This window comes from Nocardiopsis changdeensis, assembly GCF_018316655.1.
Taxonomy (GTDB): domain Bacteria; phylum Actinomycetota; class Actinomycetes; order Streptosporangiales; family Streptosporangiaceae; genus Nocardiopsis; species Nocardiopsis changdeensis.
In genome coordinates, this window is the sequence record NZ_CP074136.1 from 1 (window position 1) to 22,759 (window position 22,759).

The 22,759-nt window shown below is 72.3% G+C and carries 29 protein-coding genes; 24 read left to right on the plus strand and 5 right to left on the minus strand.

Going from position 1 to position 22,759, the window contains the following annotated elements; all coding sequences use genetic code 11:
• From KGD84_RS32685 to KGD84_RS32780, 20 genes are all read left to right on the plus strand, one after another.
• A partial coding sequence (locus KGD84_RS32685; protein ID WP_260697253.1) for a hypothetical protein occupies window positions 1-182 on the plus strand: 182 nt, incomplete at its 5' end.
• Entirely contained in the window at window positions 179-868 is a 690-nt protein-coding gene (locus KGD84_RS32690; RefSeq protein WP_220565984.1) for a PadR family transcriptional regulator, read from the plus strand. The genes KGD84_RS32685 and KGD84_RS32690, both read left to right, overlap by 4 nt.
• A gap of 56 nt (window positions 869-924) precedes the next feature.
• Window positions 925-1,113, plus strand: a complete 189-nt coding sequence (locus KGD84_RS32695) for a hypothetical protein (protein ID WP_220565985.1) — start codon at window positions 925-927, stop codon at window positions 1,111-1,113.
• Window positions 1,113-1,298, plus strand: coding sequence for a hypothetical protein (locus KGD84_RS32700; RefSeq protein WP_220565986.1), 186 nt, complete (start codon window positions 1,113-1,115; stop codon window positions 1,296-1,298). Before KGD84_RS32695 ends, KGD84_RS32700 begins: the two co-directional genes overlap by 1 nt.
• Window positions 1,295-1,723, plus strand: a complete 429-nt coding sequence (locus tag KGD84_RS32705; protein ID WP_220565987.1) for a hypothetical protein — start codon at window positions 1,295-1,297, stop codon at window positions 1,721-1,723. Before KGD84_RS32700 ends, KGD84_RS32705 begins: the two co-directional genes overlap by 4 nt.
• 45 nt (window positions 1,724-1,768) lie before the next feature.
• Window positions 1,769-2,128, plus strand: a complete 360-nt coding sequence (locus KGD84_RS32710; protein WP_220565988.1) for a hypothetical protein — start codon at window positions 1,769-1,771, stop codon at window positions 2,126-2,128.
• A gap of 98 nt (window positions 2,129-2,226) precedes the next feature.
• Window positions 2,227-2,391, plus strand: coding sequence for a hypothetical protein (locus KGD84_RS32715; protein ID WP_220565989.1), 165 nt, complete (start codon window positions 2,227-2,229; stop codon window positions 2,389-2,391).
• A 62-nt stretch (window positions 2,392-2,453) separates the two neighbouring features.
• Window positions 2,454-2,831 carry a hypothetical protein gene (locus tag KGD84_RS32720; RefSeq protein WP_220565990.1) on the plus strand — a complete coding sequence of 126 codons (378 nt, stop codon included), beginning with the start codon at window positions 2,454-2,456 and terminating at the stop codon, window positions 2,829-2,831.
• Between the two features lie 150 nt (window positions 2,832-2,981).
• Window positions 2,982-3,518, plus strand: a complete 537-nt coding sequence (locus KGD84_RS32725; RefSeq protein ID WP_220565991.1) for a hypothetical protein — start codon at window positions 2,982-2,984, stop codon at window positions 3,516-3,518.
• A 248-nt stretch (window positions 3,519-3,766) separates the two neighbouring features.
• Window positions 3,767-4,201, plus strand: a complete 435-nt coding sequence (locus KGD84_RS32730; RefSeq protein ID WP_220565992.1) for a hypothetical protein — start codon at window positions 3,767-3,769, stop codon at window positions 4,199-4,201.
• Window positions 4,202-4,353: 152 nt separating this feature from the next.
• Window positions 4,354-5,325 (plus strand): DUF4192 domain-containing protein, encoded by a 972-nt coding sequence (locus tag KGD84_RS32735; protein WP_220565993.1) that lies wholly within the window; start codon window positions 4,354-4,356, stop codon window positions 5,323-5,325.
• Between the two features lie 113 nt (window positions 5,326-5,438).
• Window positions 5,439-6,500, plus strand: coding sequence for a hypothetical protein (locus KGD84_RS32740; RefSeq protein ID WP_220565994.1), 1,062 nt, complete (start codon window positions 5,439-5,441; stop codon window positions 6,498-6,500).
• A gap of 62 nt (window positions 6,501-6,562) precedes the next feature.
• Complete coding sequence (locus tag KGD84_RS32745) at window positions 6,563-6,916, plus strand: hypothetical protein (protein ID WP_220565995.1); 354 nt, start codon at window positions 6,563-6,565, stop codon at window positions 6,914-6,916.
• A gap of 93 nt (window positions 6,917-7,009) precedes the next feature.
• Entirely contained in the window at window positions 7,010-7,366 is a 357-nt protein-coding gene (locus KGD84_RS32750) for a hypothetical protein (RefSeq protein ID WP_220565996.1), read from the plus strand.
• Window positions 7,363-7,842 (plus strand): hypothetical protein, encoded by a 480-nt coding sequence (locus tag KGD84_RS32755; RefSeq protein ID WP_220565997.1) that lies wholly within the window; start codon window positions 7,363-7,365, stop codon window positions 7,840-7,842. The genes KGD84_RS32750 and KGD84_RS32755 overlap by 4 nt, the downstream gene beginning before the upstream one ends.
• A gap of 83 nt (window positions 7,843-7,925) precedes the next feature.
• On the plus strand, window positions 7,926-8,288 hold the full coding sequence (locus tag KGD84_RS32760) for a hypothetical protein (protein WP_220565998.1): 363 nt from the start codon (window positions 7,926-7,928) through the stop codon (window positions 8,286-8,288).
• Complete coding sequence (locus KGD84_RS32765; protein WP_220565999.1) at window positions 8,285-8,548, plus strand: hypothetical protein; 264 nt, start codon at window positions 8,285-8,287, stop codon at window positions 8,546-8,548. The genes KGD84_RS32760 and KGD84_RS32765 overlap by 4 nt, the downstream gene beginning before the upstream one ends.
• A 158-nt stretch (window positions 8,549-8,706) precedes the next feature.
• Entirely contained in the window at window positions 8,707-9,612 is a 906-nt protein-coding gene (locus KGD84_RS32770; protein WP_220566000.1) for a conjugal transfer protein, read from the plus strand.
• Window positions 9,613-9,623: 11 nt separating this feature from the next.
• Window positions 9,624-10,100, plus strand: coding sequence for a conjugal transfer protein (locus tag KGD84_RS32775; protein WP_220566001.1), 477 nt, complete (start codon window positions 9,624-9,626; stop codon window positions 10,098-10,100).
• Window positions 10,101-10,121: 21 nt separating this feature from the next.
• A complete protein-coding gene (locus KGD84_RS32780) occupies window positions 10,122-12,665 on the plus strand; it encodes an ATP-binding protein (protein WP_220566002.1) in 2,544 nt (847 codons plus the stop codon).
• Here the strand turns inward: KGD84_RS32780 and KGD84_RS32785 are convergent.
• A complete protein-coding gene (locus tag KGD84_RS32785; RefSeq protein WP_220566003.1) occupies window positions 12,655-13,329 on the minus strand; it encodes a hypothetical protein in 675 nt (224 codons plus the stop codon). The genes KGD84_RS32780 and KGD84_RS32785 overlap by 11 nt on opposite strands.
• 29 nt (window positions 13,330-13,358) lie before the next feature.
• Here KGD84_RS32785 and KGD84_RS32790 point away from each other — a divergent pair, with 29 nt between their 5' ends.
• A complete protein-coding gene (locus tag KGD84_RS32790) occupies window positions 13,359-14,003 on the plus strand; it encodes a hypothetical protein (protein ID WP_220566004.1) in 645 nt (214 codons plus the stop codon).
• A 41-nt stretch (window positions 14,004-14,044) separates the two neighbouring features.
• On the opposite strand, the gene KGD84_RS32795 is transcribed toward KGD84_RS32790, so the two are convergent.
• The 4 genes from KGD84_RS32795 to KGD84_RS32810 form a co-directional block, all read right to left on the minus strand.
• On the minus strand, window positions 14,045-15,208 hold the full coding sequence (locus tag KGD84_RS32795; RefSeq protein ID WP_220566005.1) for a VldE C-terminal domain-containing protein: 1,164 nt from the start codon (window positions 15,206-15,208) through the stop codon (window positions 14,045-14,047).
• Window positions 15,208-17,256, minus strand: a complete 2,049-nt coding sequence (locus tag KGD84_RS32800) for a type IV secretion system protein (RefSeq protein WP_220566006.1) — start codon at window positions 17,254-17,256, stop codon at window positions 15,208-15,210. The genes KGD84_RS32795 and KGD84_RS32800 overlap by 1 nt, the downstream gene beginning before the upstream one ends.
• A gap of 74 nt (window positions 17,257-17,330) precedes the next feature.
• Complete coding sequence (locus KGD84_RS32805; RefSeq protein WP_220566007.1) at window positions 17,331-18,881, minus strand: MinD/ParA family ATP-binding protein; 1,551 nt, start codon at window positions 18,879-18,881, stop codon at window positions 17,331-17,333.
• Between the two features lie 48 nt (window positions 18,882-18,929).
• Entirely contained in the window at window positions 18,930-19,202 is a 273-nt protein-coding gene (locus tag KGD84_RS32810) for a hypothetical protein (protein ID WP_255647290.1), read from the minus strand.
• 394 nt (window positions 19,203-19,596) lie between these two features.
• Here KGD84_RS32810 and KGD84_RS32815 point away from each other — a divergent pair, with 394 nt between their 5' ends.
• The 3 genes from KGD84_RS32815 to KGD84_RS32825 all read left to right on the plus strand — a co-directional run bounded on the left by KGD84_RS32815 (window position 19,597) and on the right by KGD84_RS32825 (window position 22,612).
• Window positions 19,597-19,818, plus strand: a complete 222-nt coding sequence (locus tag KGD84_RS32815; RefSeq protein WP_220566008.1) for a hypothetical protein — start codon at window positions 19,597-19,599, stop codon at window positions 19,816-19,818.
• A gap of 404 nt (window positions 19,819-20,222) precedes the next feature.
• Window positions 20,223-22,091 (plus strand): bifunctional DNA primase/polymerase, encoded by a 1,869-nt coding sequence (locus tag KGD84_RS32820; protein ID WP_220566009.1) that lies wholly within the window; start codon window positions 20,223-20,225, stop codon window positions 22,089-22,091.
• Entirely contained in the window at window positions 22,088-22,612 is a 525-nt protein-coding gene (locus KGD84_RS32825; protein ID WP_220566010.1) for a hypothetical protein, read from the plus strand. The genes KGD84_RS32820 and KGD84_RS32825 overlap by 4 nt, the downstream gene beginning before the upstream one ends.
• Window positions 22,613-22,759: the final 147 nt, after the last annotated feature.

Below are 22,759 nucleotides of genomic sequence, written 5' to 3' on the forward strand. Positions count from 1 at the left end.
CCGCCGAGGGACTCGCCCGCGCCCCCCGGGAACAGGCCGAGGCCGCCCGCCAGGTCCTGGCCGACACCGCCACCAGGCTCCCCGCAGGAACCCGCGGCGACATCAACCGCCTGGTCCTGGCGGGGATCGACCAGTGGGACCCGCCCACCACGACCGACACACCGAAGGATTCCGACGCATGAACACCCCGAACTGGACTCCGGACTGGTGGCGCCGCCTCTTCGGCGCGGCCGAGCCCCCACACATCCAGGTCCTGCGGGTCTTCCTGGCCGACCCCGACCGTCCGCGGTTCGGCTACGACCTCATGCAGACCACGCGGTTCCCCAGCGGCAGGCTGTACCCGGCCCTGGCCCGCCTGAAGCGGGACGCCTGGATCACCGGCACGTGGGAGGACATCAACGAGGACGAGGCGGGCCGCCCAGCCCGCCGCAGCTACCGGCTCACCGCAGCTGGTCGCGTGCACGCCCGCGCCCTGGTCGACGCCCGGGACGCCGCCGCGGCCGCACCCGACCAGCGGCCGACCCTGGAGGCCGCCCGGAACCGCGCCGACGCCCTGATGGGCCGACCCGGCCCCGACGCGGACGGCTACGCCGATGCGTTCACCGATACCGCCCGCGAGGTACTGGCGGCTCTGCTCTACGCCGCCGCCGTGACCGAGGCCGATCCCGAGCAGGTGCGCCGGTGGGCGAGCACCTACAGCCTGGAGCCGTACGAGCTGCTCCGGGCCCGCACCTCCGGTGAGGCCGAGGACCCCGACGCCCGCACCGCCTGCATCGAACTGCTGCGCGTCTACCAGCAGATGCCCGACCGCTCACGGAGCGCGGTCATGATGCAGGTCGCCGCCGCCCTGGACAACCTCAAGAACTGACCCGTCCCCGCCCGGGGGCGCCCGCCCCCGGGCCACCGAGAAGAAGGAGAAGCATCATGTTCGGACGACTCAGCCGCGGGGAGATCTCCGGCATCAACGAGGACGGCGCCACCTGCTGGTGCGGCGCCGACATCGTCAGCGGCACCAGCAAGTTCGAGAAGCGCACCAGCGGCCCCGACCTGTACGTCCGCGAGCTGACGTGCGCGAACAGCCACGTCGAGACCCGCAAGAGCGACGGTGGCTGATGGGCGGCTACGACTACGCGGCCGACACCCGGCCCGAGCATTTCGTCCGCGTGACGTGGGAGGACCCCTACGACACGATCCATGACGCCGTCAAAGCCGACAGCCCGGAACAGGCGCTGGCGGCCGCCCGCGCCAACTGGCCCGGCGCCGACGTCATCCTGGCCGGCCCCCAGGGGGAGCGGTGACCCTGGCCGCAGTGGTCTTCATCGTCGCCCTGGCCGCCCTGGTGGTGGGGATGTGGACGTGGCAGATCCGCCACGTCATCCGCACCGCCCCCGCGGCCGCCGCCATCGGTGTCCGGTGGCGGGTACGCGACCGGGCCGACGCCGCGGACCTGGACGCCCTGCGCGCCCACCTGGCCCTGGAGGCGATGCACCAGGCCCGCCGGACCTGCGGCGCCCACCTCACCGTCGCGGAGATCTCCGCCGCGGCGGCCGACCCGCAGGGCGCGGCCGCCCGGTTCCGGCGGGAGGGCACCCCGGACGCCTACGCGGCCGCCCGGGACCTGGAGGACCTGGCCCGGCAGGCCGACCGGGAGGCGATCACCGCGGTGATCACCTGGGCCCTGGAGCAGGAAGGCCGCTCCAAGAGCAGGAAGGCCCGCGGCTGAGACCGCGGCCGCCACCCCCACCCGAAACGACGAAGGGAAGAGACCATGCCACCTCAGATCCGCATCTCACGGGCGGTGCGGACCTTGGAGGCGCGCCGCACCTCCCAGGCCGACGCGCTGGCGGCACTGCTGCGCCAGATCCACGAGGCCCAGGCCATCGGGCGTCTGCCCCGGCTGGTCCGGGAGAGCGCCCAGGCTCTGGCCGAGGAGATCACCGCGCCGGCGCCGCGCGGATGGAGGCGCCTGCTGGACAGGTCCCCCGCGGGCCGCGAGGCGGCCGCCGTGGCGGTGCTGCTGCGCGCCGTCGAGGCCGACCGGGACCAGGCGGGCCTGCCCGTGCGGCGCGCCGCCCAGCGGCTGGCCCGCGTGCTGTCCGTGAGCCGGATCCCTGCCGGCGCTGCCTGACCCCTATGAGGACCGAGGGCCGCCCCACCGGCAAAGAGGGGGCGGCCCCGGCGAACACTCCCCCCGGCTCTGACGAGGAACAAAGAGGAGCGGTATCCATGATGACCCAGGACGACACCCCGCCGGACCGCCCGCCCCGCACGGGGGTGCGCGCGGCCTCGCCCGCCGAGCGGCACCGTGATCACGGACCGGTGACCGGGCCCCTGCACGCCGACGCCTGCGCGGCTGGACGCGAACGGTACGGCCAGCCCCCGACCTGCTGACGACCCTGCCGGGCCCCGGCCTTCCCGGGGCGGGGCCCGGCCCTCAGATACGGAGCAGCATCATGGACCACCCCGACCACTCCCCCAGGCCCGACCTACCCCGCGCCCGCGCGGCCGCGGCCGACCTCTACGCCCAGGTCATCAGGCCCGATCCCGACCCGATCGTCCTGGAGGCCGCACGCGTCCTGGCGGCGCTGTGGACCGCGGCCGAGCTTTCCGGCGGCGGAGACGAGCACGTGGAGCACTGGCTCACCAACGCGCCGGACCTGTCCGTGCCGCGCCGTATCCTCGGTGCGCATCGGGTCGGTGCGTGCGGTGCCTATCCCGGCCGCCTGGTCGCCGCTGACCTGGCCGCCTATGACCACGCCCGCCCCGAGCACTGCCAGGCCGTCCGTGCCGCCATCATGGCGGCCCTGACCGTGGCCACGGTCGTTTCGTGACGCGCAGCCCCGGCGCCGGCAGCCCGGGCTGAGCCCGTCCGCGCACCGTCGCGGAGGCGGCCGCCATGGAGGGGCCGCACCCCTTGTCCCCGCGGTAGCGGGGTGGCCCACACCGGGCCCTCACAGCACCCCGACCCGAGGAGAAGACCAGTGCCGTACACCACCAAGCACCACGCGTTCGTTGACTTCGTGCCCGATGACGACACGGATACCACTCTGCGGTACTACCTGCTCAGCCACACACCAGGGGCCGGTTTCGTCTGGCGTCAGCTGGCCGTGGAGCAGTACACGGCGCAGGTCGAGGACATGAAGGTCGAGCACGCCACCGGCCACCGGGTCACCGCGCGCCGCACTCGGGCCATGCCCCGCGTGGCCTACTACGGGAGCGTCCCCATCGTGCAGCTGGTGGGCGAGGACGGTGTGACCGCCGAGGAGGCGGAGAGGTTCTTCCAACAGGAGATCCAGAACCTGCTGGAAGATGACGACGTGTTCGGGATCGAGGAGTCGATGCTGCCCGGCGTCCAGCACGGGCACGGGTGGCCGCCCTTGTCGTTCATCGAGTTCGTGGAGAGGTTCCGCACCGACGAGCCCCAGCCGGGCGAGGAGATCGGCAAGGAGGACTTTCGCGAACTGCCCTACCACGAGCAGTTCCCACGTGGGCTGTTCGGGATGGACTACGAGGCGTAGCCGCCGGGGGGCCGTCCCCCGCCCGCGGTGACCGCCACGGTCACCGCAGGCCGCTCCGGTGACCGTGGCGGTCACCCGAACGTAGCCCTCCGGCTACGGTCGGACCCGGAAAATGCAGAACCGGTGCACCGCGCGGAGCGGTGCACCGGTCAAAGTAGAGGTGGCGGTGGGTTCGGCCCCGCAGGGCCGGTGGTGTTCCCACCGCCATCGCATCTCATACCCGCCCCGAGAAGAGACGAAGGTAGGAGTTGGCCACCATGGTAGCCCAGGAGTCCGGTGCCGGCACCGGCCGCGAGCCGGTGACGGTCGCCGACATCGCCCGCCTGTACCGGCGCTCCGCGAGAGTGGTCCGCGAGAAGTGGGTGCGCACCGACGCGTGGCAGAGCACGGTCCGCGTGGTCGGCAAGCGGGGGCGGTGGCGGCTGTACGACGCCGACGACGTCGAGGCGTTCGCGCGCCAGCGGGTGTGGCTGCCCCCTCGGGACACCGACGTGCCCCCCGGTCGGCTGCTGGACCAGGCCGCCATAGCCGAGTACACCGGCATCGACATCTCGGCGGTGTGGTCGGACGTCTCCCGCGGCCGCTTGGGCGAGCCCGACGACACGCGCGACGGCGTGCGACGGTGGAAGCGCAGCACCGTGGACGAGCACTTGTGGGCGCGCCAACGCAAACACGAGGGCTGAGTCAGAAAATAGCGCGTTGACCAGCAGAAATAGGAGGGTCGAGGCCGCCGATTGACTTGCAAAAGGTGGGGTCTTCCTTGTAAAATGGGTTGTGTTGGTGGGGGGTGGTGCTCCCGCCGACCGCATCGCATATCCGACGAGAAAGAGAAGGCATGCGCCCGATCAAGATCACAGACCCCAAGGGCGTCATCGCGGCGATCCCCTACCTCCTGGGGGAGCCCCCGCAGTGCGGGATGGTGGCCCTGGTGACCAGGGGCACCCGCGTACAGGTCGGCCTCCGCAAGGACTTCGACGACACCCACGCCCCGATGGAGGCGACCACCGACGCCGCGCGCCTGGTCGCCGCCGCCCAGGGCGAGGGCGACGGGCTGATGCTCATCGCCTACGGCCCCGGGCCGAGGGTCACCCCGTACGTGGACGCCGTCCAGTCGGCGGTCCGCCACACCCGGCTGACGCTCGTGGACGCCCTGCGTGTCCACGAGGGCCGGTACTGGTCCTACACGTGCCAGGCCGGGTGCTGCCCGGCCGAGGGGGTCCCCTTCGACCCCGACCAGTCGACCGTCCCCGCCGAGATGGTGGCACGCGGCGAGGTCCGTCTACCCGCTCCGGCGATGGACCCCATCACGCAGGCCCGCCTCAGCCTGGCGCCGGTCGAGGTCCCCGAGGACGACGTCAAGGAGATCGTCGCCGACACCGTGGACGCCGCCCGGCGGTGGGCCGACCCCGTCGCCCGCGCCGCCGAGCAGCTGATGCGGGCGGTGGACGCAGAGAAGGCGGGCCAGGGACCGCAGGACACCGACGATCTCGTGCGTCTGGCCGTGTACCTGCGATCGGTGCCCGCCCGTGACCGGGTGTGGGCGGCGATCAACCCCGAGAACGCCAGCACCCACACCGACCTGTGGTCGAAGGTGACCCGCAGCGCGCCGAGGCCGCTGCGCGCGGCTCCGGCGTCGCTGGTCGCCGTCGCCGCGTGGACCGGCGGGGAACTCCCCCTGGCCCAGGCAGGGGTCCGCGTGGCGTTGGACGCCGACCCGTCGTACTCGCTGGCCCAGTTGGTCCAGCAGGCGCTGACGTTCGGCCTGCCCGTGGAGCGGTGGCTGGACACGGTCCGCAAGAAGGGCTGACGCCCCCCGAGCCCGTACGGGCGTCCGGGGCCCGGCACCGGCCGGGCCCTGGGCGGGCCGCCCCAGGCGGGCGGCCCGCCCCTTCCCTGAACGCTTGCGAGGAGACACCACCCATGAGCAGCAACGAACGCCCCTTGTCCGCCACCATGCAGGCCGCCCTGCTGGGCGCCCTCATCGAGGGCGAGGCCCTGAACGAGCCCCCGGTCCTGCGCTGGCTGAACGCCGGGGGAACCCGCCGCACCCCGCCCCAGACCAAGCGGGCCCTGATCGCCCGGGGCATGGCCGCCGCCAACGGCACCAGCGAGCCCCCGCTCACCCCCGAGGGCATCGCCGAGGCCGAGCGCATCCGCGCCGCCCGCCGCACCGACGCCGCCCGGCACCGGCCCGAACCGGCCGGAGCCGACACCACCCCGCCCGAGACCTACGCGGTCGACTGCCCCCGCTGCGGAGCCCAGACCGGTACCGCCTGCACCGGCGCCGACACCCACCCCGAGCGCATCGGCGCCGCCCAAGAGTGCGGGACACGGTTCTTCGGCGGGCGCACCTGCGCCGAACCGGTCGGCCACACGGGGGCGTGTCGGCCCGCTCCGCGCCAGGAGCGGCACCACCGCCCACAGCCCGCGCCGGGCGAGTGCGGGACGCGGTTCGTGAGCGGCCGCCCCTGCCGCAAGCCCGAGGGGCACGACCGCGCCTGCGATCCCACCCCCCGCGACCCTGCCCCGCTGGAGGGACAGGTGATCGCCCACCAGAGCCACGGCCGAGGACTGGACCCCGCCCACGCCCAGGACGCGGCCGCGGCGCGGGCCGTCCGCGCCCTGACCGCCGCCGGGCTGCACCTGGCCGACCTGGCCCAGGGCTACGACCCCGAGACCTGCACGGCCACCGGGTACATGGTCGAGCCGCGCGGCACCGACGCCGACGGCGATCCGTGGGTGTACGTCTACTACCTCACCGACGGCAGGACGCACGACCCGGCCACCGACCGGCACCCGCGCGCCCGGCTCCGCGACGCCCAGGACGCGCTGCGCGCCGACGGATGGGCGGTGGACCCGCTGCCCGGCGCGTGCGTGCGCGCCCACCTGACGGGCCCCGCCGAACCGGTCCCCCAGCAGGACCGCAGCGTCGTGACCGAGATCGTCACCCGAGTCAACGCCATGTACAGCACCGGCCGCTGACACCCACCGGGGGCGGACCACCGGGGTCCGCCCCCACCCCGAGAAGAAGGAGCACACCGCAGATGGAACCCGCCCTGAACACCCCGCCCGTCCCGCGCCGCATCCCCACCACTGTGGAGGACCAGCAGGACGTGATCACCATCGCCGAAATGGCAGACGGAGCCTGCACCGTTGTGAAGAACTCGCTGCTGGTTCCTACCGGCGTGCTGCTCACGCTGTACAACGAGTACGACCAGAGCCGGGTAATCACGCTGCTCCAGGCGTCCGGTTACACCGTGACCGTGGCCACCGCTCGTGTGCTCGTGGTCACCGGAGCGATCGGCCGCCTGGAGATGCTGCGCGCCGAGCGCGACCGGCTCACCGCCGAGATCGCCCACGAGGAACAGCGCCTGCGCTCGCAGACCGCAGCGCGCTGACCCGAGATGATGAGGACCGAGGGCCGCCTACTCGCCAAAGCCGGGCGGCCCCCGGCACTCCCCGGACCGACAAGGAACACGAGGAGCACCACCATGATGACCGACACCACCGCCCCCCGGGCCCGCCGCGCCCTGGACGAGCTGGACCGGCTGGCCGCCGAGCCCGAGTGCGACCCGGCCGTGTACGACGCCGCCCACGTGCTGGCCGCGCTGTGCACGGCGGCCGACCGCGTCGGCGGTGAGGACACCCACGTTCTGCACTGGCTCAACCGCACCCGCACCCTGACCGCTCCCCGGAAGATCCTGGGGAAGCTGCGCACCGATGTCCGCGGCCGCCGCAGTTCCCGCCCGCTGGCCGCCCACCTGGTGGCCTACGAATCCGGGAGCGCGCAGGCCCGCAGGACGATTTGCGACATCATCACCACCATGATCGAGAGGGCCGAAGCATGATCGCCGACCCGCGCGTCCACCCCGTGCCCGGCACCGCCCTGACCGTGGAATGGGACCAGGCATGGGAGGCGTACGTGGTGCGCGGCCCCGGCGCCCCCACCGACGGCGGGCCGCTGGAGACCCTCCAGGCCCTGGCCCAGGCCCTGGACCCGGTGCCGCTGCCCGAGCGGCTGCGCACCGCCCTGGCCGCCGACCGCGCCGTACGCCCGCCCCTGGTCGGCGACGACTGGCGGCGCCGCCTGACCCACATCCGCGAGATACTCGCCCCGCTCGGGACGGCCCTGACCACGGTCGCGCCCTACATTGCGGCGCCGCGCCTGGAGGCGGTGGAGGTCGCCACCGACCCGGCGGTGCCCCGGGCCGGAACGGAGGCGCGCCGAATCCTGTCCGAGGCCGGGTACCAGGTGGACCCCCACGGCGACCTGGCCAGCACCTACCTGGTCACGCAGGCGGGCGCCGACCCGGCGCACCCGTGACCGAGAGCCCGACCCCGGGCCGCCGCGCACCCGCCCCCGGGCGCGCGGCGGCCGCCCGCCCCGACGACCGCAGGAAGCACACCATGACCGAGAGCCCGACCCCAACGGCGCCGACCCTGGAGGAGGCCCGCACCCGGGCCGCCGTCCTGGCCGCCGCCACCGAGGCCACCACGGACACCCCCACCGGCCGCGCCGCCCGCGGCGTCCTGGCCGCCATGCTCTACGCGGCCGCCCTGGACGGCGACGGGCTGACCCGCGTCATGCGGTGGGTGGCCACCGGAGAACGCGAGGAGCCGATCCGGATCCTGACCGCCCGCCGTGAGGACGTCGACGCCCACGCCGCGGCGGCCGCTCTGATGCTGTCCCAGCACGCCGATCCCGACTACCAGGCCGCTGTGGCCCGGCTGGTCCGGGCTGCCCTGATCACCACCGAGGAGAGCCGATGAGCACCACCACCCCGTTCCCCGGCTGGGGTGACCCGGCCGTGTTGTCCGAGGAGGCCGACGGGCCGGAAGACCTCGCCATCCGGACGTGGGCCGAGCGCTACATTCCGCCGCACTCGGCGGAGGCGTTCGCCGAACACGCCTGGTCTCAGTGGGACGAGTATGAGCCTGATGGCAGCCAGACCGTCGGGGAGTTCCTCTGTGACCTGCTGCGCCAGTGGCGCGGCGAGTCGGGCGGGTACCCGCCCACCCCGCAGGGCTGACCAACGCGGGTGCAGGAAGGGCCCGGCCGGTTTCGGCCGGGCCCTCGGCGTGGAACTCGGTGCCCATATCCGGTGCTGACCTCTACAATCCGTATGCGACGTGTTCGCCCCCGTCACATGAGGTCACCCGCTGCTCATCCCCCTTGGAGGAGCCCACGATGTCCCCCACTCCCCCGACCGAAACCCCCGCCCGGCCACGCCGCTCCGGTACCGGCGGCCGCTGGTGGATCTACGCCGGGCGCGGGATCATCTGGGCGTTTTTCCTGGCGGTCATCGTCAACGCGGCCATGAACCAGTACCGGCTGTGGACCGCCGACGCCGCTCCGGTCGCCGAGCAGGCCCCCGCCGCTGCGGAGCCGGCGACCGCGTTCCCTGAGGACGCCGCCGCGGCGTTCGCCCAGGGGTTCGCCCAGGCGTATTTCTCCCAGGGCGCGGACGCCGACGAGGCCCCAGCGGTGACGCTCGCCGACTACGTTCCCGAGGACCGTCTCCGGGATTTCGCGGTGCCGGAGATGACCGTGGACGGTATCCGCACTGTCCAGGTGAACGCGACCGATGACCACCACGGCATCGTCACCCTGGCCGCCCAGGTGGGCGGTGCCCCCATGCACCTGGACGTGCCGATCTACGCGGCCGACACCGGCGCCCTGGTGGTCTCCGGCCTGCCCGCACTGCTGCCCGCCCCCGAGCCGGCGACCCTGCCGGCCCCGGCCGAGGAACAGGCCACCGACGAGGCGGCCGCCGAGCAGATGACGCCCGTCATCACCGGGTTCCTGGAGGCGTGGGCCGAGACCCCCGACCACCTGCCCCGTTACCTGTCCCCGCAGGCCCAGGTGGACCCCCTGCCCGAAGGGGCGTTCACGTTCGGCGGGCTCGGCGACCTCACGGTGCCGCCCGTGGACGGTGACGGGCCGCGCGAGGCGCTGGCCACCGTCACCTGGCGCCCGGCCGAGGAGACCGACGGCGGCCTCACCCAGCACTACCGGATCACCCTGGAGCAGACCGCGGGGAACTGGTTCGTGGTCGACGTCCAGGGCGCCCCTGCGCCTCCGGCCGGTTCCTAGGAGGCCCCGGGATGGACCTGCCCACCTATACCAATATCTGGCGCATCGAGAAGCGCCTGTACAAGCTCTACGACTTCCGCCTGCCTATGCCGGTGCCGGTCACCACTGCGGCGATCTTCGTGGTGATCGTCGTGGTGTGGTGCACGCTCATGGCCCTGCTACGGGTGCCGTTCTCCACCCCCTGGCACGTGCTGTGGATCGTCCCGCCGTTCGTCCTGGCGTGGGGGGCGACCCGCCCGGTCATCGAGGCCAAACGGCTGGACGAACTAGCCGCGAGCCAGATCCGGTTCCTGCTGGAGGCCCGCACCTATGTGCGGCTGCGTCCCGAGTACGAGCCCGCCCGGGTGCGTACCGCGGCCGTGGTCTGGCACCGCGACCCGGTCGGCGCCCCCGACCGCCGCGCCCACACCCCCGCCCCGGTCGTGCGGGCCCTGCCGACCCGCCCTCTGCCCTCCGCCGCCCGCCAGGCGGGCGCTGCGGCCGCCTGATCCCCTGCGAGGTTTCCCACCATGCGACTGCCCCGCCCGCCCCGCAGCGCCCGCCTGGCCGCCACCTATTTCGATGACCTGATCCTGCTCACCGACACCACCGCGTGGGCGTACTTCCGCCTGCCCACCTACGCCTACGAGTTCAGCACCCTGGAGGACCGCGAGGTGCTGGCGATGAACGTCACCATCGCCCTCGCGGCCATCCGCATGAACGACGCCCAGGTCCACCTGCGCATCGCCCACCGCGACTACCCGGCCGCCGAGTGGGCCAACGCCCTGGACGACCGCACCACCGCGGCGCTGGCGCGCATCCGCGACCCCCGCGACCGGCAGGCCGCCACCGGCGCCTGGTCGGCGTACCTGGATGAGACCTACCGGCACGTGTGGGCCGCGGACTTCTGGAGCAAGGAGGTCTACCTCGGGGTGCGGCTCGGCCAGCGCACCAGCGGCCGCGCAGGCGACGTGCTTGGCCACTTCCAGGCCCTGTACACCTCCCTGGAGCACGCGCTCGGGATGGAAGACCCGCGTGTGGATGCCGAGGAGGTCGACCGCTGGCACGACCAGGCCCAGCGGCTCGGCCGCGCCCTGGCCGCCGGCGCCCTGAGCGCCCGCCACGCCACCGCCGACGAGGTCGCATGGCTGTTGCAGCACACCGTCAGCGGCGCCGACCACCAGCCCAGCGCCGCCGGGCGCCGCCCGTGGGGGCGCGGCGAGATCGAGCAGCTCGCCGAGGGCACCGTCCACAACGGCCGCACCCTGCTGCGCCTGGAGCACGGCACCAAGTCGACCTGCGTCGCCTACCTGGCGTTCTCCCGGTTCCCGGACCTGATGGCGTTCCCCGACGGCGAACCGTGGCTGTACCACGCCGACTCGCTGCCGTTCCCAGTCGCGATCACTTCCCGCATGCAGCTGGTGCCGCCGGCCAAGGCCGCCAAGGACGTGGGCCGCAAGCTCGCGCACGCCCGCGACATGGACGCCCACATCCGCGAGGCCGGGGTAGAGGCCCCCATTGCCCTGGCCGAGCAAATCGACGCCGCCCGCGCCCTGGAGCACGGCATCACCAAGGAGCGCCTGCCGTTCGTCTACGGCTGGCACCGCCTCATGGTGTCCGGGCCCACCGAGGAGATCGTCCGCAACCGCGTGGAAGCGGTCATCGAGCACTATCGGGACATCGGCATCGACGTGGTCGCCCCCACCGGCGACCAGCTGTCGCTGCTGAACGAGGCCCTGCCGGGCGACCAGGTCCGTGTGCAGGCATACGCCCAGCGCCAGCCGCTGCGCACCATCGCGGGCGGCATGCCCACCGCCACCGTCGCCGTGGGCGACACCCCCGACCCGGCGGGGAACGGGTGGGTGGGGCCCTACATCGGCGAGACCGTCGGCCGGGCCCGCTCCATCGTCCACTTCGACCCGCTGGTGGCCGCCGCGCGCAACCGGCCCACCGCCATCGCCGTCACGGGCGAGCCGGGCGGCGGCAAGACCACGCTGGCGCTGCTGCTCATCTACCAGTTGGCCCTGCGCGGGGTGACCATCGCGGCCATCGACCCCAAGGGCGACGCCGAGTCCCTGGTTGAACTGCTCCAGCGCCGCGGCCGCAAGGCCCGCATCATGTCCCTGGCCTCGGCCCAGCCCGGCCTGCTGGACCCGTTCGCGTTCGGCGACGACCTGGCCGCCAAGAAGACCATGGCCACCGAGACCCTGCGCCTGCTGCTGCCCCGCATGAGCGAAGAGCGCGAGTCGGCGATGATCCAGGCCGTCGGCGCGGTCGCCAACCAGCCCCAGCCGTCCCTGGCCAAGGTCGTCGACCACCTCCAGGCCCAGGAGGACCCCGCCTCGCGCAACCTCGGCGCCGTCCTGGGATCCATGGCGGAAATGAGCCTGGCCAACCTCTGTTTCGCCCCCCAGCAGGCCGACCAGATCGACACCGAGGGGTGGACGACCGTGTTCACCCTGGCCGGGCTCACCCTGCCCGAGGCCAGCCTCAACCGCGACGACTACAGCTATGGTCAGCGGCTGTCGGTGGCCCTGCTGTTCCTGGTGTCGCAGTTCGCCCGCCGCCTCATGCACGGCCTGGACCGCCACCTGCCCAAGGCGATCTTCCTGGACGAGGCGTGGGCGGTCACCTCCACCCCCGAGGGCGCCAAGCTGGTCCCGGAGGTCTCCCGGATGGGCCGCTCCCGCAACACCGCCCTGATCCTGGTGTCCCAGAACGCGGGCGACCTGCTCAACGAGCAGGTGACGAACTGTGTGTCCACGGTGTTCGCGTTCCGCTCCAGCGAGTCCACCGAGGTTTCCAACGTGATGGAGCTGCTGGGGGTCGCCGACACCGAGGACCACCAGGCGGTGCTGCGCAACCTCGGCAACGGCGTGTGCCTCATGCGCGACCTGGACGGCCGCACCGCGCAGGTCGCCGTGGACCTGGTGTCGCAGGAGCTGCTGGAGTGGCTGGACACCAACCCCAACCGGCCCCACCCCGGCGACCGCCTGGACGACGAGAACGACGGGTTCGAGAACGAGGCCGAGTGGGAGGACGAGGACGCCCCCCGCGCGGAGGTCAGTACGTGACCGTCAGCGGCTCCGGCGTCCCCTCGTGGATCTCCCACAGCTCCCGGACGAACCCCACCCGCACCCCGGCCCCGGCCGGATCGGCGGCGGGCACACCGGTCAGGAACCCGCTCACCTGGACCTGCTGGCGGAACTCCCAGGAGCCGGTGGCCGACAGATCCGGCTCATCGGTGCAGTCCCCGCCCCGCGGGTCCTGCCACCGCAGCGGGCCGGCACCGCCCACCGCCTCCACCGACACCACCGGCTCAGCCGGCAGCGGATCGGACGACACCCCCGCCCCATCGGAGATGGAGGCGGAGGGAGAGGGGGAGGGGCCGGCCGCCTGCACCGGCCGGTCCGGATCAGCGGTGTGGGTCAGTGTCAGCGTCAGCGGCACGGTGACCGTCCCGGCCGGCGCCGACAGGCCGCACCCGGCCCCGTCGCCCACCGGAGCCCCCAGCTCCACCGCCGCATCGTAGGCGGCCGCGCTCGGGTGGCGGCTGGTCCCGGGCACCCCGGTGTACAGCATCCGGATCTGGGCCTGCCCGGACACCGGCGCGAACGGATCCGCCGACGGCGACCCTGTGGGCTCGGCCGCAGCCCCCGGACCGGGTTCGTCGGCAGAACAGCCCGCGGCCGCCACCACGACCACCACGGCGGCCGCCACCGTCAGTGCACGCATCATGCCCCCACCGTAACGCCTAGGAGATTCCCGTGTTCGAGCGCCTCATCAGCGCCCCCGACCAGCCCATGAGCCAGCGCGGCACCCGCATCGCCATCCTCATCGTCGTGGCGCTGCTCATCGCCGGCGGCCTCTTCTTCACCGTGCGCGACGCCGTCACCGGCGACGACCCCGGCCCCGAGCAGACCGCGGCCCCCTCCCCCACCCCCACCGTGCCCCCGCAGGAACCCACCCGGGCCCCGGCCGCACCCGCCGACGCCGGCCGCGCCGAAGACTGGTTCCCGCTCAGCATGGCCGAGTTCACCGCCGCCGGCGAGACCGCGACGGCGTTCCTGGCCGACGCCGCCACCGTCGACTCCGGACGCGACGACTGGACCACCCACGTGGACCGGGTGAGCCGCTGGGCCACCGAACCCCATGCCGAGACCCTGACCACCACCGACGGCATCGCCGAGGGACTGTGGCGCGTCCTGGCCGCCGACGCCGACGTGGCGTGGATCGGCAGCGCCCAGGTCGAGCAGATCACCTACTTCGAGGAGCGGTCCGTCACCCTGCACCTGTCCCTGTCGGCGACCCCCACCACCGGCGGCGAGGTCAAGGACCTCGGCGAGTACGGCGTCACCGTCACCACCCGCGAGGGCGGCCGGTGGAAGGTCGACCGCGCCGAAATCCTCTGATCCGACCAATCTTGCATCTGATGCGAACGAATATGCCCCACTCACTCGATGAATGACACGTGCACGTGGTCATAATGGTTCTGCGTGACACTTCCGCGATCACTCATCCCGCACCAGATCCCATACGACATGTTCGGTACGTTCGCGTAGTAGGCCGTCGACCCGCTGTTGCAGCTGTTGCGGTCCGGGTGCCAAATCGACTGGTACCAGATGATGTACTTCACGCCCAGTTGGGCGTGGTTGTTCATCACGAACTCGGTGATGCGGATGCCCTTCTGCTCATCGTTGCCCGATGAGTACACGCCGATCGGCGACGTCATGTAATCGCATGCCCGACCGTGGAAATGCTCCCCGCCGTCATCGAAATCGCGTTTGCAGTTCCCCGAGTTCGTGAGGTAGTCGCGGAAATTCGCGACGATCGTCCGGTGCGCCGCGCAGGTCAGCGGCGTGATCGGGCCCGTCGCGAACGGCTCATTGTCGATCGGGCACGGCTCCAGGTGCGTCTGCCCGCTCAGATCGCCCACATCGTAATCCGGCGCCTGACCCGGAGTGCCCGTACCGTCCGGGCAGTCCACCGACGCCACCACGATGTCACCGCCCCCGGCCGGAGTAAAGTCCCCGTCCCGGTATTCGTCCGCTTTCTCAAGGACGGTATCCACATACCCGTCGGTGTTCGCACCGTAGTACTTCACCAGTGCCATTTCCAGATCGGTGTTCGCCCCCTGGTCGGTGAGCTTATGGGCGGCCGACCACACCGACGTGTCCGCGTCCAACCGCTCATCCAGGGACGGTTTTCCCTCCTCCCCGGTCTTATCGCCCCACCGCAACCCGTGATCCACCCACGCCGGCGGAGTGAACTGCATCGGCCCCAACGCCTCTTTGTCGTTCTCCACTTCCGACAAGGGGTCGGTGCCGTGCCGGGATTCCTGCCACCCGACCGCCGCCAGCAGCGCCCAGTCCATCCCCCACTCCTCGGCGGCGTCCCGGTACAGCTCCAGCATGTCCGCCGGGATCTCGTCCTCGGCCAGGTCGGTCACCCCGGCCTGTTCGGTGATGCCGCTCGGCGTCATCTCCCCCTCGGCGCAGCCGGGCCCCCCGAGCAGCGTCGTCGTCTGCGTCACCAGCTGGTAGGTCATCATCCCCAACGCCAGGGCGCACACCCCCAGCCCCACCCCGAGCCCCGTCAGCGGGCCCTTGGCGCCCATCACTTCCCTCCGCGGCGGCGCCGTTGCGCAGCGGGCTTGCCCCCGCCGCCGCCCCGTTTGCGGCCCGGCTTGGCCACCACGTCCGCCTCGGCCTTGTAGGGCATGCGCCGGTTCGGCGGCGCCGCATCCGGTGTCCGGTTCCCCCGCACCCCCGCGTTCTGCCGCCCCTGGATCACGTCAATGTACGTCGCGGGCTTGCGCTCAGGCGCCTGTTCGGCCGCTCGCGCCCGCCGCCGCGAGTGCGCATGCGTGGGCCGCATCCCGCCCTTGCCGCGCGCGTACTCGCGCGGGGAGGAGCGGGGAGCCCGCCGGTCCGGTGCCACCTGCCCGTACCGGGCCGCGAACGCCTCCTGCCGCTTCTGGAGCGCGGTCGCGTCGTCGGCGCGGATCTCCTCCTTGCGGTTCTCGTGATCCACTGCCCGCCGCGCGTTCACTTCCCGCTTGGCCGGGTTGACCACCGCCGCCTTGAACGCGCCCGCGGCCGCCCCGCCGGCCATCGCGAACGGGGCCTTGGCCGCGCCCTGGACCGCGCCGATCGCCGCCCGCTGGATCCGGTCCTTGGTCATGGAGTAGCCGCCGCCCTGCGACGGCGCCGTGTCTCCGGAGAACGACACGTGGGTGAGGGTGCCCCACAGCGCGTTCTTGTACTTGAGTACGGCGGCCACCAGCGCGCACATCAGCAGCAGCGACAACCCGTAGGGCCGCACAGTGGTCACCATCGTGTTGAGCACCAGGACCAGGATCAGCACCACGGCCTGCCACATGAGCTGTTGGAGCATGAGGCCGGCGAGCAGCTCCCACCACCGCAGCAGGATCGTTCGCCCGCGCCCGGGATGGATCCCGAACAGGAAGAAGATCGGCGCCGCCAGCATCAGCAGCAGCAGGCCGAGCTTGCACACCAGCAAACCGAACGCCGCGGCCAGGATCAGCAGGCCACCGGTCAGGGACGCCCCCAGGGCGACCAGCGCCGCCATCGCCCGGTCCCCGCCCAGGTCCGCCGAACCGCGGAACATGTCCCAGGTCGGCGTGTGCGCGTCCTCGACCAGGCCGGCGATGCGTTCGTACTCGGCCTGCTTCTCGTCCACGAGCGTGTCGTAGTACTCATCCACGCCGTCCTCGCTGACGTTGACGCCCACCGACACCGACTCGGTCCGCGTGAACGCCTGCGCGTACAGCAGATCCCAGGCGTGATCGCCCGCGAGCTGCTGCGCGGTCTCCCCACTGCCGAACTGCCCCACGATCCAGGGCCGGCACACGAGCGCCTCCCACAGGTACTCGCTCTGCTGCCTCGCCAGGAACTCCGTGTCATCCTCGGCGAACGCCTGCGTGACGGCCGGCGAGCCCGGGATGCACCGGTCCGGCTCGCTTCCTTCCGTGGTCCCGACCACCGCGGAGTTCATCAGGTTCGTGCCGAAGTTGATGATGTTGCCGACACCGTTGATGAACGAGGCTGGCGATCCGAGCACCCACAAACCGAGCGTGGTCGCCGCGATCATCCACACCGCGCCCTCGAACGTCAGCGTGGACCGCTTGCGTACCAGCCCCCACCAGGCCAGGGTGACGGCGCCCAAGATCACCAGCGAGGGCAGCAGGGGTTCCCACACCCCCTCGCGCAGCCGACCGACGACACCGACCACGACCTCTTGCAGTGCGTCCAACGGCGGGTCGACCGCGAATCGCAGCGCCTCGATGGCGAGCATGTCGATGCCCTTGGCCAGCCCGAACACGATGTTGTACAGGATCGGCCACGCCTGGAGGCGCTGCTCATCGGTGCAGCTGTCCGTGGGCACGATGACGTGCCACTCCGTACCCGACATGAGGAAGTTCTCGTAGAACCCCTTGACGTCGCCCCGGTCCATGACCGCCTGGTCATTGAGGACCGAGTCCACACCTGTGCCGGTAGTGGAGGGGGTCGGAGCGGGTTTGGCCTCACACCCCCACGCGGCCGCGCTGGAGGGGGTGAGCAGCAGGGAGCCGACCATGGCCACCAGGGCCAGAGCCCAACGCAGGCGGCCGCGGCGGCGGGGGCGGGTGGGGGCGCCGGTCACGCGCGGGTCCTTTCCAGCAAAGCCCCGGGACCGGTACCGGTCCCGGGGCAGGGGTCATGCCAGGGGGGAGGGTCTCACTCGGAACCGCCCTCGCTCGTCTCGGAGTCCTCTTCACGGCTGAACTCCTTGCCGACCAGATACGCCAGGTGCAGCACCGCATCCTGCGTGCGCACGTCCAGCGCGTCCATGTCGATGATCCCGTCCTGGACCAAGTGCGGATCCAACGGGATCTCCACCACCGCATGTGCGCGCGAGGTGAAGTGCGCCCGCATCTGCGCCAGGTCCAGCTGATTCTGGCTTCCCTCACGGACCATGTTGATCACGACGATGGAGTTACGAACCAGGTCTCGATACCCGTTCTTCTCCAACCAGTCCATGGTCTCGGCGGCCTTCTTGGCCCCGTTGACCGAGGTGTTGGACACGATGACCAGGCGCCCGGTGTGGGGCAGGACCCCGTCCTCACCGCGGATCACATCGTGCAGGATGCCCGTTCCGCAGTCCGACAGGATCACCGAGTAACTCGGATCCAGATACTTGATGACCTGCCCGTAGTCGGCCGCGGTGAGCGCCGCGGTGACGCCCGGATCCTCATTGGAGGCGAGCACCTCCAGGCCCGTCGGCGCCTGTGAGGTCAACTCGCGCACGTCGTAGTACCCGCGTACCTCCTCCTTGCGCAGCAGGTCCTGGATCGTCTTGGATGTCTGCGTGCGCAGCTTCCCGGCCAGCGTGCCCTGATCGGTGTTGGCGTCAACTGCGATGACCCGGTCACCTCGCAGCGACGCCAGCATGCTGCCGAGCAGGAACGTTACGGTGGTCTTGCCCACCCCGCCCTTGATGCACAGCACCGCGATCCGCTGCGGCCGCAGCGTGCGCGTGGTCGCCCCCGCACGCATCGCCCGCCGCCACGCCTCCGTCTCGGACTCCACCTGCGGGGCCTGACGGCCAGTGATCCGGTTCCAGACCCGCCGCAGCGGCGACGTGGGCACCGGGGCGGTGTGGGTGATCGCCAGCCGGTCCGTGGTCAGATCCGCGGAGGTCTCCGCGCGCGGCGGCTCTGCCGGTGCCGGCGCCTCACCCCGGACGAACGCCAGAGAATTCGGGTCCCCTGGCACGGTCTCCGGCTGAGGCGCTGCGGCCTCGGCGGTGCGAGGGGCCAGGAAGGACAGATCCGGGCCGGTACCGGCGCCGGGTACGGAGGACTGTGCGTTGGGTCCGGGCCCCCACGCGGGAGTGTCCGCGTGCGGTACCGCCGCAGGAGCAGGGGGAAGGGCCGCAGCGGAGGCCGCCCAAGGCGAGGGGGCCGCCGAGGCCGACGGGGCAGCGGGAGCCGCCACGGGTGCCGCAGTGTCGCCTGCCCACGGCCGGACCGCAGACGGCGGCGTGGGCGCCTGCGGCCGCTCGGGCGCGGCCGGGCCGAGCCTCACCGTGGCCTCAGAGGTGTCGTCAGCGTCCGCCTCAGCGCGGGCGTCTTCCGGCTCCGGTGCCGGCGGCGCCGGGCGGCGGGGCGGCGCCTGGTCGCCGGTGCGCACCCCCGCCTCGGCGTGGGTGGACAGGGTCAGCGTCGGGTCGCGCCGGTGCAGGTCGGCGGCCGACGGCATGTCGGAATTCGGTCCACGGCTGGTCATGGTTTGGAAGCCCCCTTCGGTGATCGGTGGTGCGGGCGACGGGTGCCGTTACTGCGTGGACACGCCCATGGCGCGGGCGAGCGCCACCGCGATGACCTCGATGACCCCGGGGACGTAGAAGATGATCCCGATGAAGATCGCCAGCACGATGAACTGAGCGAACCGTGTGATCTCCCTCGTGAACAGGAAGAAGATCGCCACGATCGAGACGATCACCAGGAAGAGCGGCCCGAAGAAGCCGCGCAGGAACTCCGCGAGGCCGCCGGTGTCGGGTGCGGTGGCGTCAGCAAGGACGGCGAACGCCAGGGGATCGAGTTCCATGGCAGTGACTCCGTGTGGGGGACGGCAGGGCGGCAGAGGCGACTGTCGGGGGGCGGCCAGTCGGCTCACCGCGCCAGGTCAGGGGTATCGAGGTGTGCAGGATCCGAAGACGATGCACGTGCACCGCTCGTTCCATAGGGTGATCCTACCGAGACCAGGGGTTTTCGGTCCATCATTATCCGCCACCGGATGGTGTCTTTGAGTGACGATATGATCGCGGAGCGACCATCCGGACCGTTGAGCAGTCCCGGTCGCGGTGACGCTACCAGCATCCTCCGACAGAACCGGACATCAGTACCGAAAGGGACTGTGACCGGAATCGGACACCAAGAAAGTCCTGCGGACACGCCAGAATCGGCCCTCACAGTTTTCGGCGTCTGATATTCATAGACACATGAGTACTTCCGGCAAGCGTGGTCGCGGTCGCCCCGCCAAGGGCGACCGTCACAAGCGCACCATCCGGTTTCCTCGCATCGTGGACGACGCACTCCAGGCCGCCGCTCAGGATGCCGGGTATGCAACCGTTCAGGACTACGTCGTAGCGGTCATGACCGGCGTGGTCGAGCCCTACATGCCATCTCAGGACTCCGAGAAAGGGCGACTGATGACCGCCTAGACATGCGTGAGGCCCGGTCGAAGACCGGGCCTGATCACGAGAGAGTGTGCGGGATCGACCGCTCGCCAAAGTCTGCGATCCCTAACGTTCCAAAATTTCAAACACCCGGCTAGCTGCCGGGTCCGAACTTCCGGCGCCAACCGGAAGCTCACGAGGTAGATCGCGCCAACGATCCGCCTCACCAACCGATTTCCGCGTCCCTCACCGGGCGGGGCCTTCGGTACCACCGTCCTGCGGGACGGCTCTTTGTCGTTGCCGGTAGAAACCCGACGGAGCCCATCATACATGAGCCCCCCGGGTCTGGCCGAGTACGCCCAAATTTCGGGCGGGAGCGTGCTGTACAGCGGCGTACAGACGTCTCCGGGCCAGCCCCGTCCCCCGTTGCCGCTTCCCCTGCTGAGCAGGTGTGGGACGAGCTGGTGCGCTGGATCGCACCGCGCCGGAACGTACGTATCGACCCGGATCGTTCTCACGACTACGGCAAGTCGTCCCCGGTGGACGCCGGTGAGCCGGAGTGCCCCTACGCGCTGCACCTGACCGACGCCGATCACCGGTTCTTGTTCGTGGTGTTCGACCTGGACGTCTCCCGGCACCCGGACGGCGCGGCCGCGGTGTGGCGTGATGCCGACACCGTCACCGGCTTGCTGGACGAGGTCGGTCTCGGGCACATGGTGGTCCGGTCCGGGCCCGCGGGCGGGATCCACGTGTGGGTGCCCGTCTCGGCCGAGGAGGGCATGGACCCGGACGAGGTGGCCCGGCTGGGGCGGGCGGCCGCCCGGTGCCTGCCGACCCTGGACGTCGGTCCGCTGACCGAGCGCGGTACCGGTGCCGTGCGGCCGCCGGGGTCCCCGCACCGCGCGGGCGGCCGCGCGGAGCTGCTCTACCCGGCCGACCCGGCCGACGCGCTGATGGTGTGCGACACCGCCACCAACACCGCCGAGCGGTTCGAGGCGTTGGCGGTCGCGTTCGGCGCCCGGGAGATGGACGCCGAGGAGGAGGCCGAGGCCGTCAAGCGGGAGGGGCGCATCGACACCGCGGCGATGCGCCTGCGCGGGCGGCGCCGCCCCATGCCGGCGAAGGTGCGCGCCCTGTTGGACGCCGATCCGGGCGCGGACCCCTCCGCGCACCTGGCGCGCCTCCTTCCCGGCCTGGCGCTGGCCCGCTGGTCGCTGGAGGACGTGCGCGCCCTGGTCGCGGCCGAGCCCGCCGCCCCCGGACTGGAGCACCTGCGCACGCGCCGGTTCGGCACGGGCCGGGTGCCCCGCAATGAGGACGACCGCCGGGCCCGGCTGGTGCGCAAGTGGCGCCACGCGCTGGACTTCGCCGCCCGGCTGGCGCCAGTGGCCGCGCGGGTGGAGTCCGTCGAGCGCGACCTCCTCGGCCTGCGCGCGACCGGCGCGGCGGTGCTGGAGGCGGTGGCCGACCCGGGCCGGTGGACGGAGGAGGCCGGTCCGGCCGACCAGATGACGCTGCTGGGCGTGCTGCACGTGGCCCTGAAAGCCTGCGCGCCGGACGGGGAGGTCGACGTGGACGTGCGCCGCCTGGCCCTGGCCACGGGCTTCGGGAAGTCCACCGTGGCCCGCGCGCTGCACCGCCTGCGCCGCGACGGGCGCCTGATCCAGGCCGCCCAGGCCGAGGGCACCCGCTCCGCCCGGTGGCGACTGGTCCACCCCACCCGGTGGAAGGACAACAGCCCTGGTGAAACGGGTGGGACACAAGTGAACCACGCCCCTGCCACCGACACCTCCCAGCAGACCCCACCCCCCAGCCGCGGGGAGCTGCTGGAGCACATCCAGGCCCGCCTGGAACTGTCCGCGCACGAGGTGTGGAGCGGACACTCCCCCACCCACGCCCCGGGCTTGGGACACCACGTCGAACAGACCTATGCCGCTCTGGTCGAACACCAAGCGCACCTTTACGACATAGATCCTGCCACCGTGAGCCCGCTCACCGGCTACAGTACCGCCCGCACCGCCCGCCACCTGCGCATCCTCGCGCACCACGGCCTCATCGACCCGCACACCGGAATGCCCACCGACACGGCCGCGCTGGACACCGCCGCCGCCCGACTCGGCACCCTGGGCGTACGCGCCGCCCGTGAGCGCCGCTACGCCGCCGAGCGCGCCGCACACGCCGCCTGGCTCGAGGAGGTCGCCCGCCTGCGCTCCCCCGTGGCTCTGCGCCCCCGCACCCGCCCCAAGGACCGCTACGCCCGCCGAGACGGACAACCCGCCCACGGCCTCCAGATCGCCCGCCACCTGGCCGCCGCGTGAGCCACGCCACCACCGCGGCGACCGCCCACCCCGAGGAGCCCACCACCATGACCCACCAGCCGCACACCCCCCACGCCCTCGCCGCGATGCTCCGCGCCGGCATGCCCGGCTACGCCTGCGAGCGCGCCGCGACCGACCTCCTGCTCACGGACGGCCACTGGCTCGGACACCCCGAGTGGGTGGCGCGGTGCGTGCGCATCACCCCTGACACGCACGAGCCCAGCGCCCGCATCGACTGGGCCGAGACCCGGCGCGCCCTGGAGCACGCCCCCCACCTGCGGCCCGACGTGGACACGGCCGACGCCGCGCAGGCCGCCCGGTGGCGGGCTGCCGAGCACGTCCTCATGCTCGCGGCATCCCTGGCGGCCGGATACCCGGTGGACATGGGCCAGGCCATGGCAGGCCAGGAACCCGCCGTGGCCGCCGCCGCGGCGCGCGCGGTGATCGCCGCGGCCGGAGCCGGATTCGCCGCCCACGTCATCGAGGTCGACACCAGCGACACGCACCCCAACGACGCCTAGCCCCAAAGGCTGGCGCACGGCCGCTACCGGCCCCGACCGCCGTTTCTGCAGAAACCCCCCGCGCCCCCGCGGGGGTCGCCTACGTCGAGCCCCGCCCCGCAGCCGGGCCAGCGCACGGCCGCGAACCGCTGACACCACGGCCCGCAG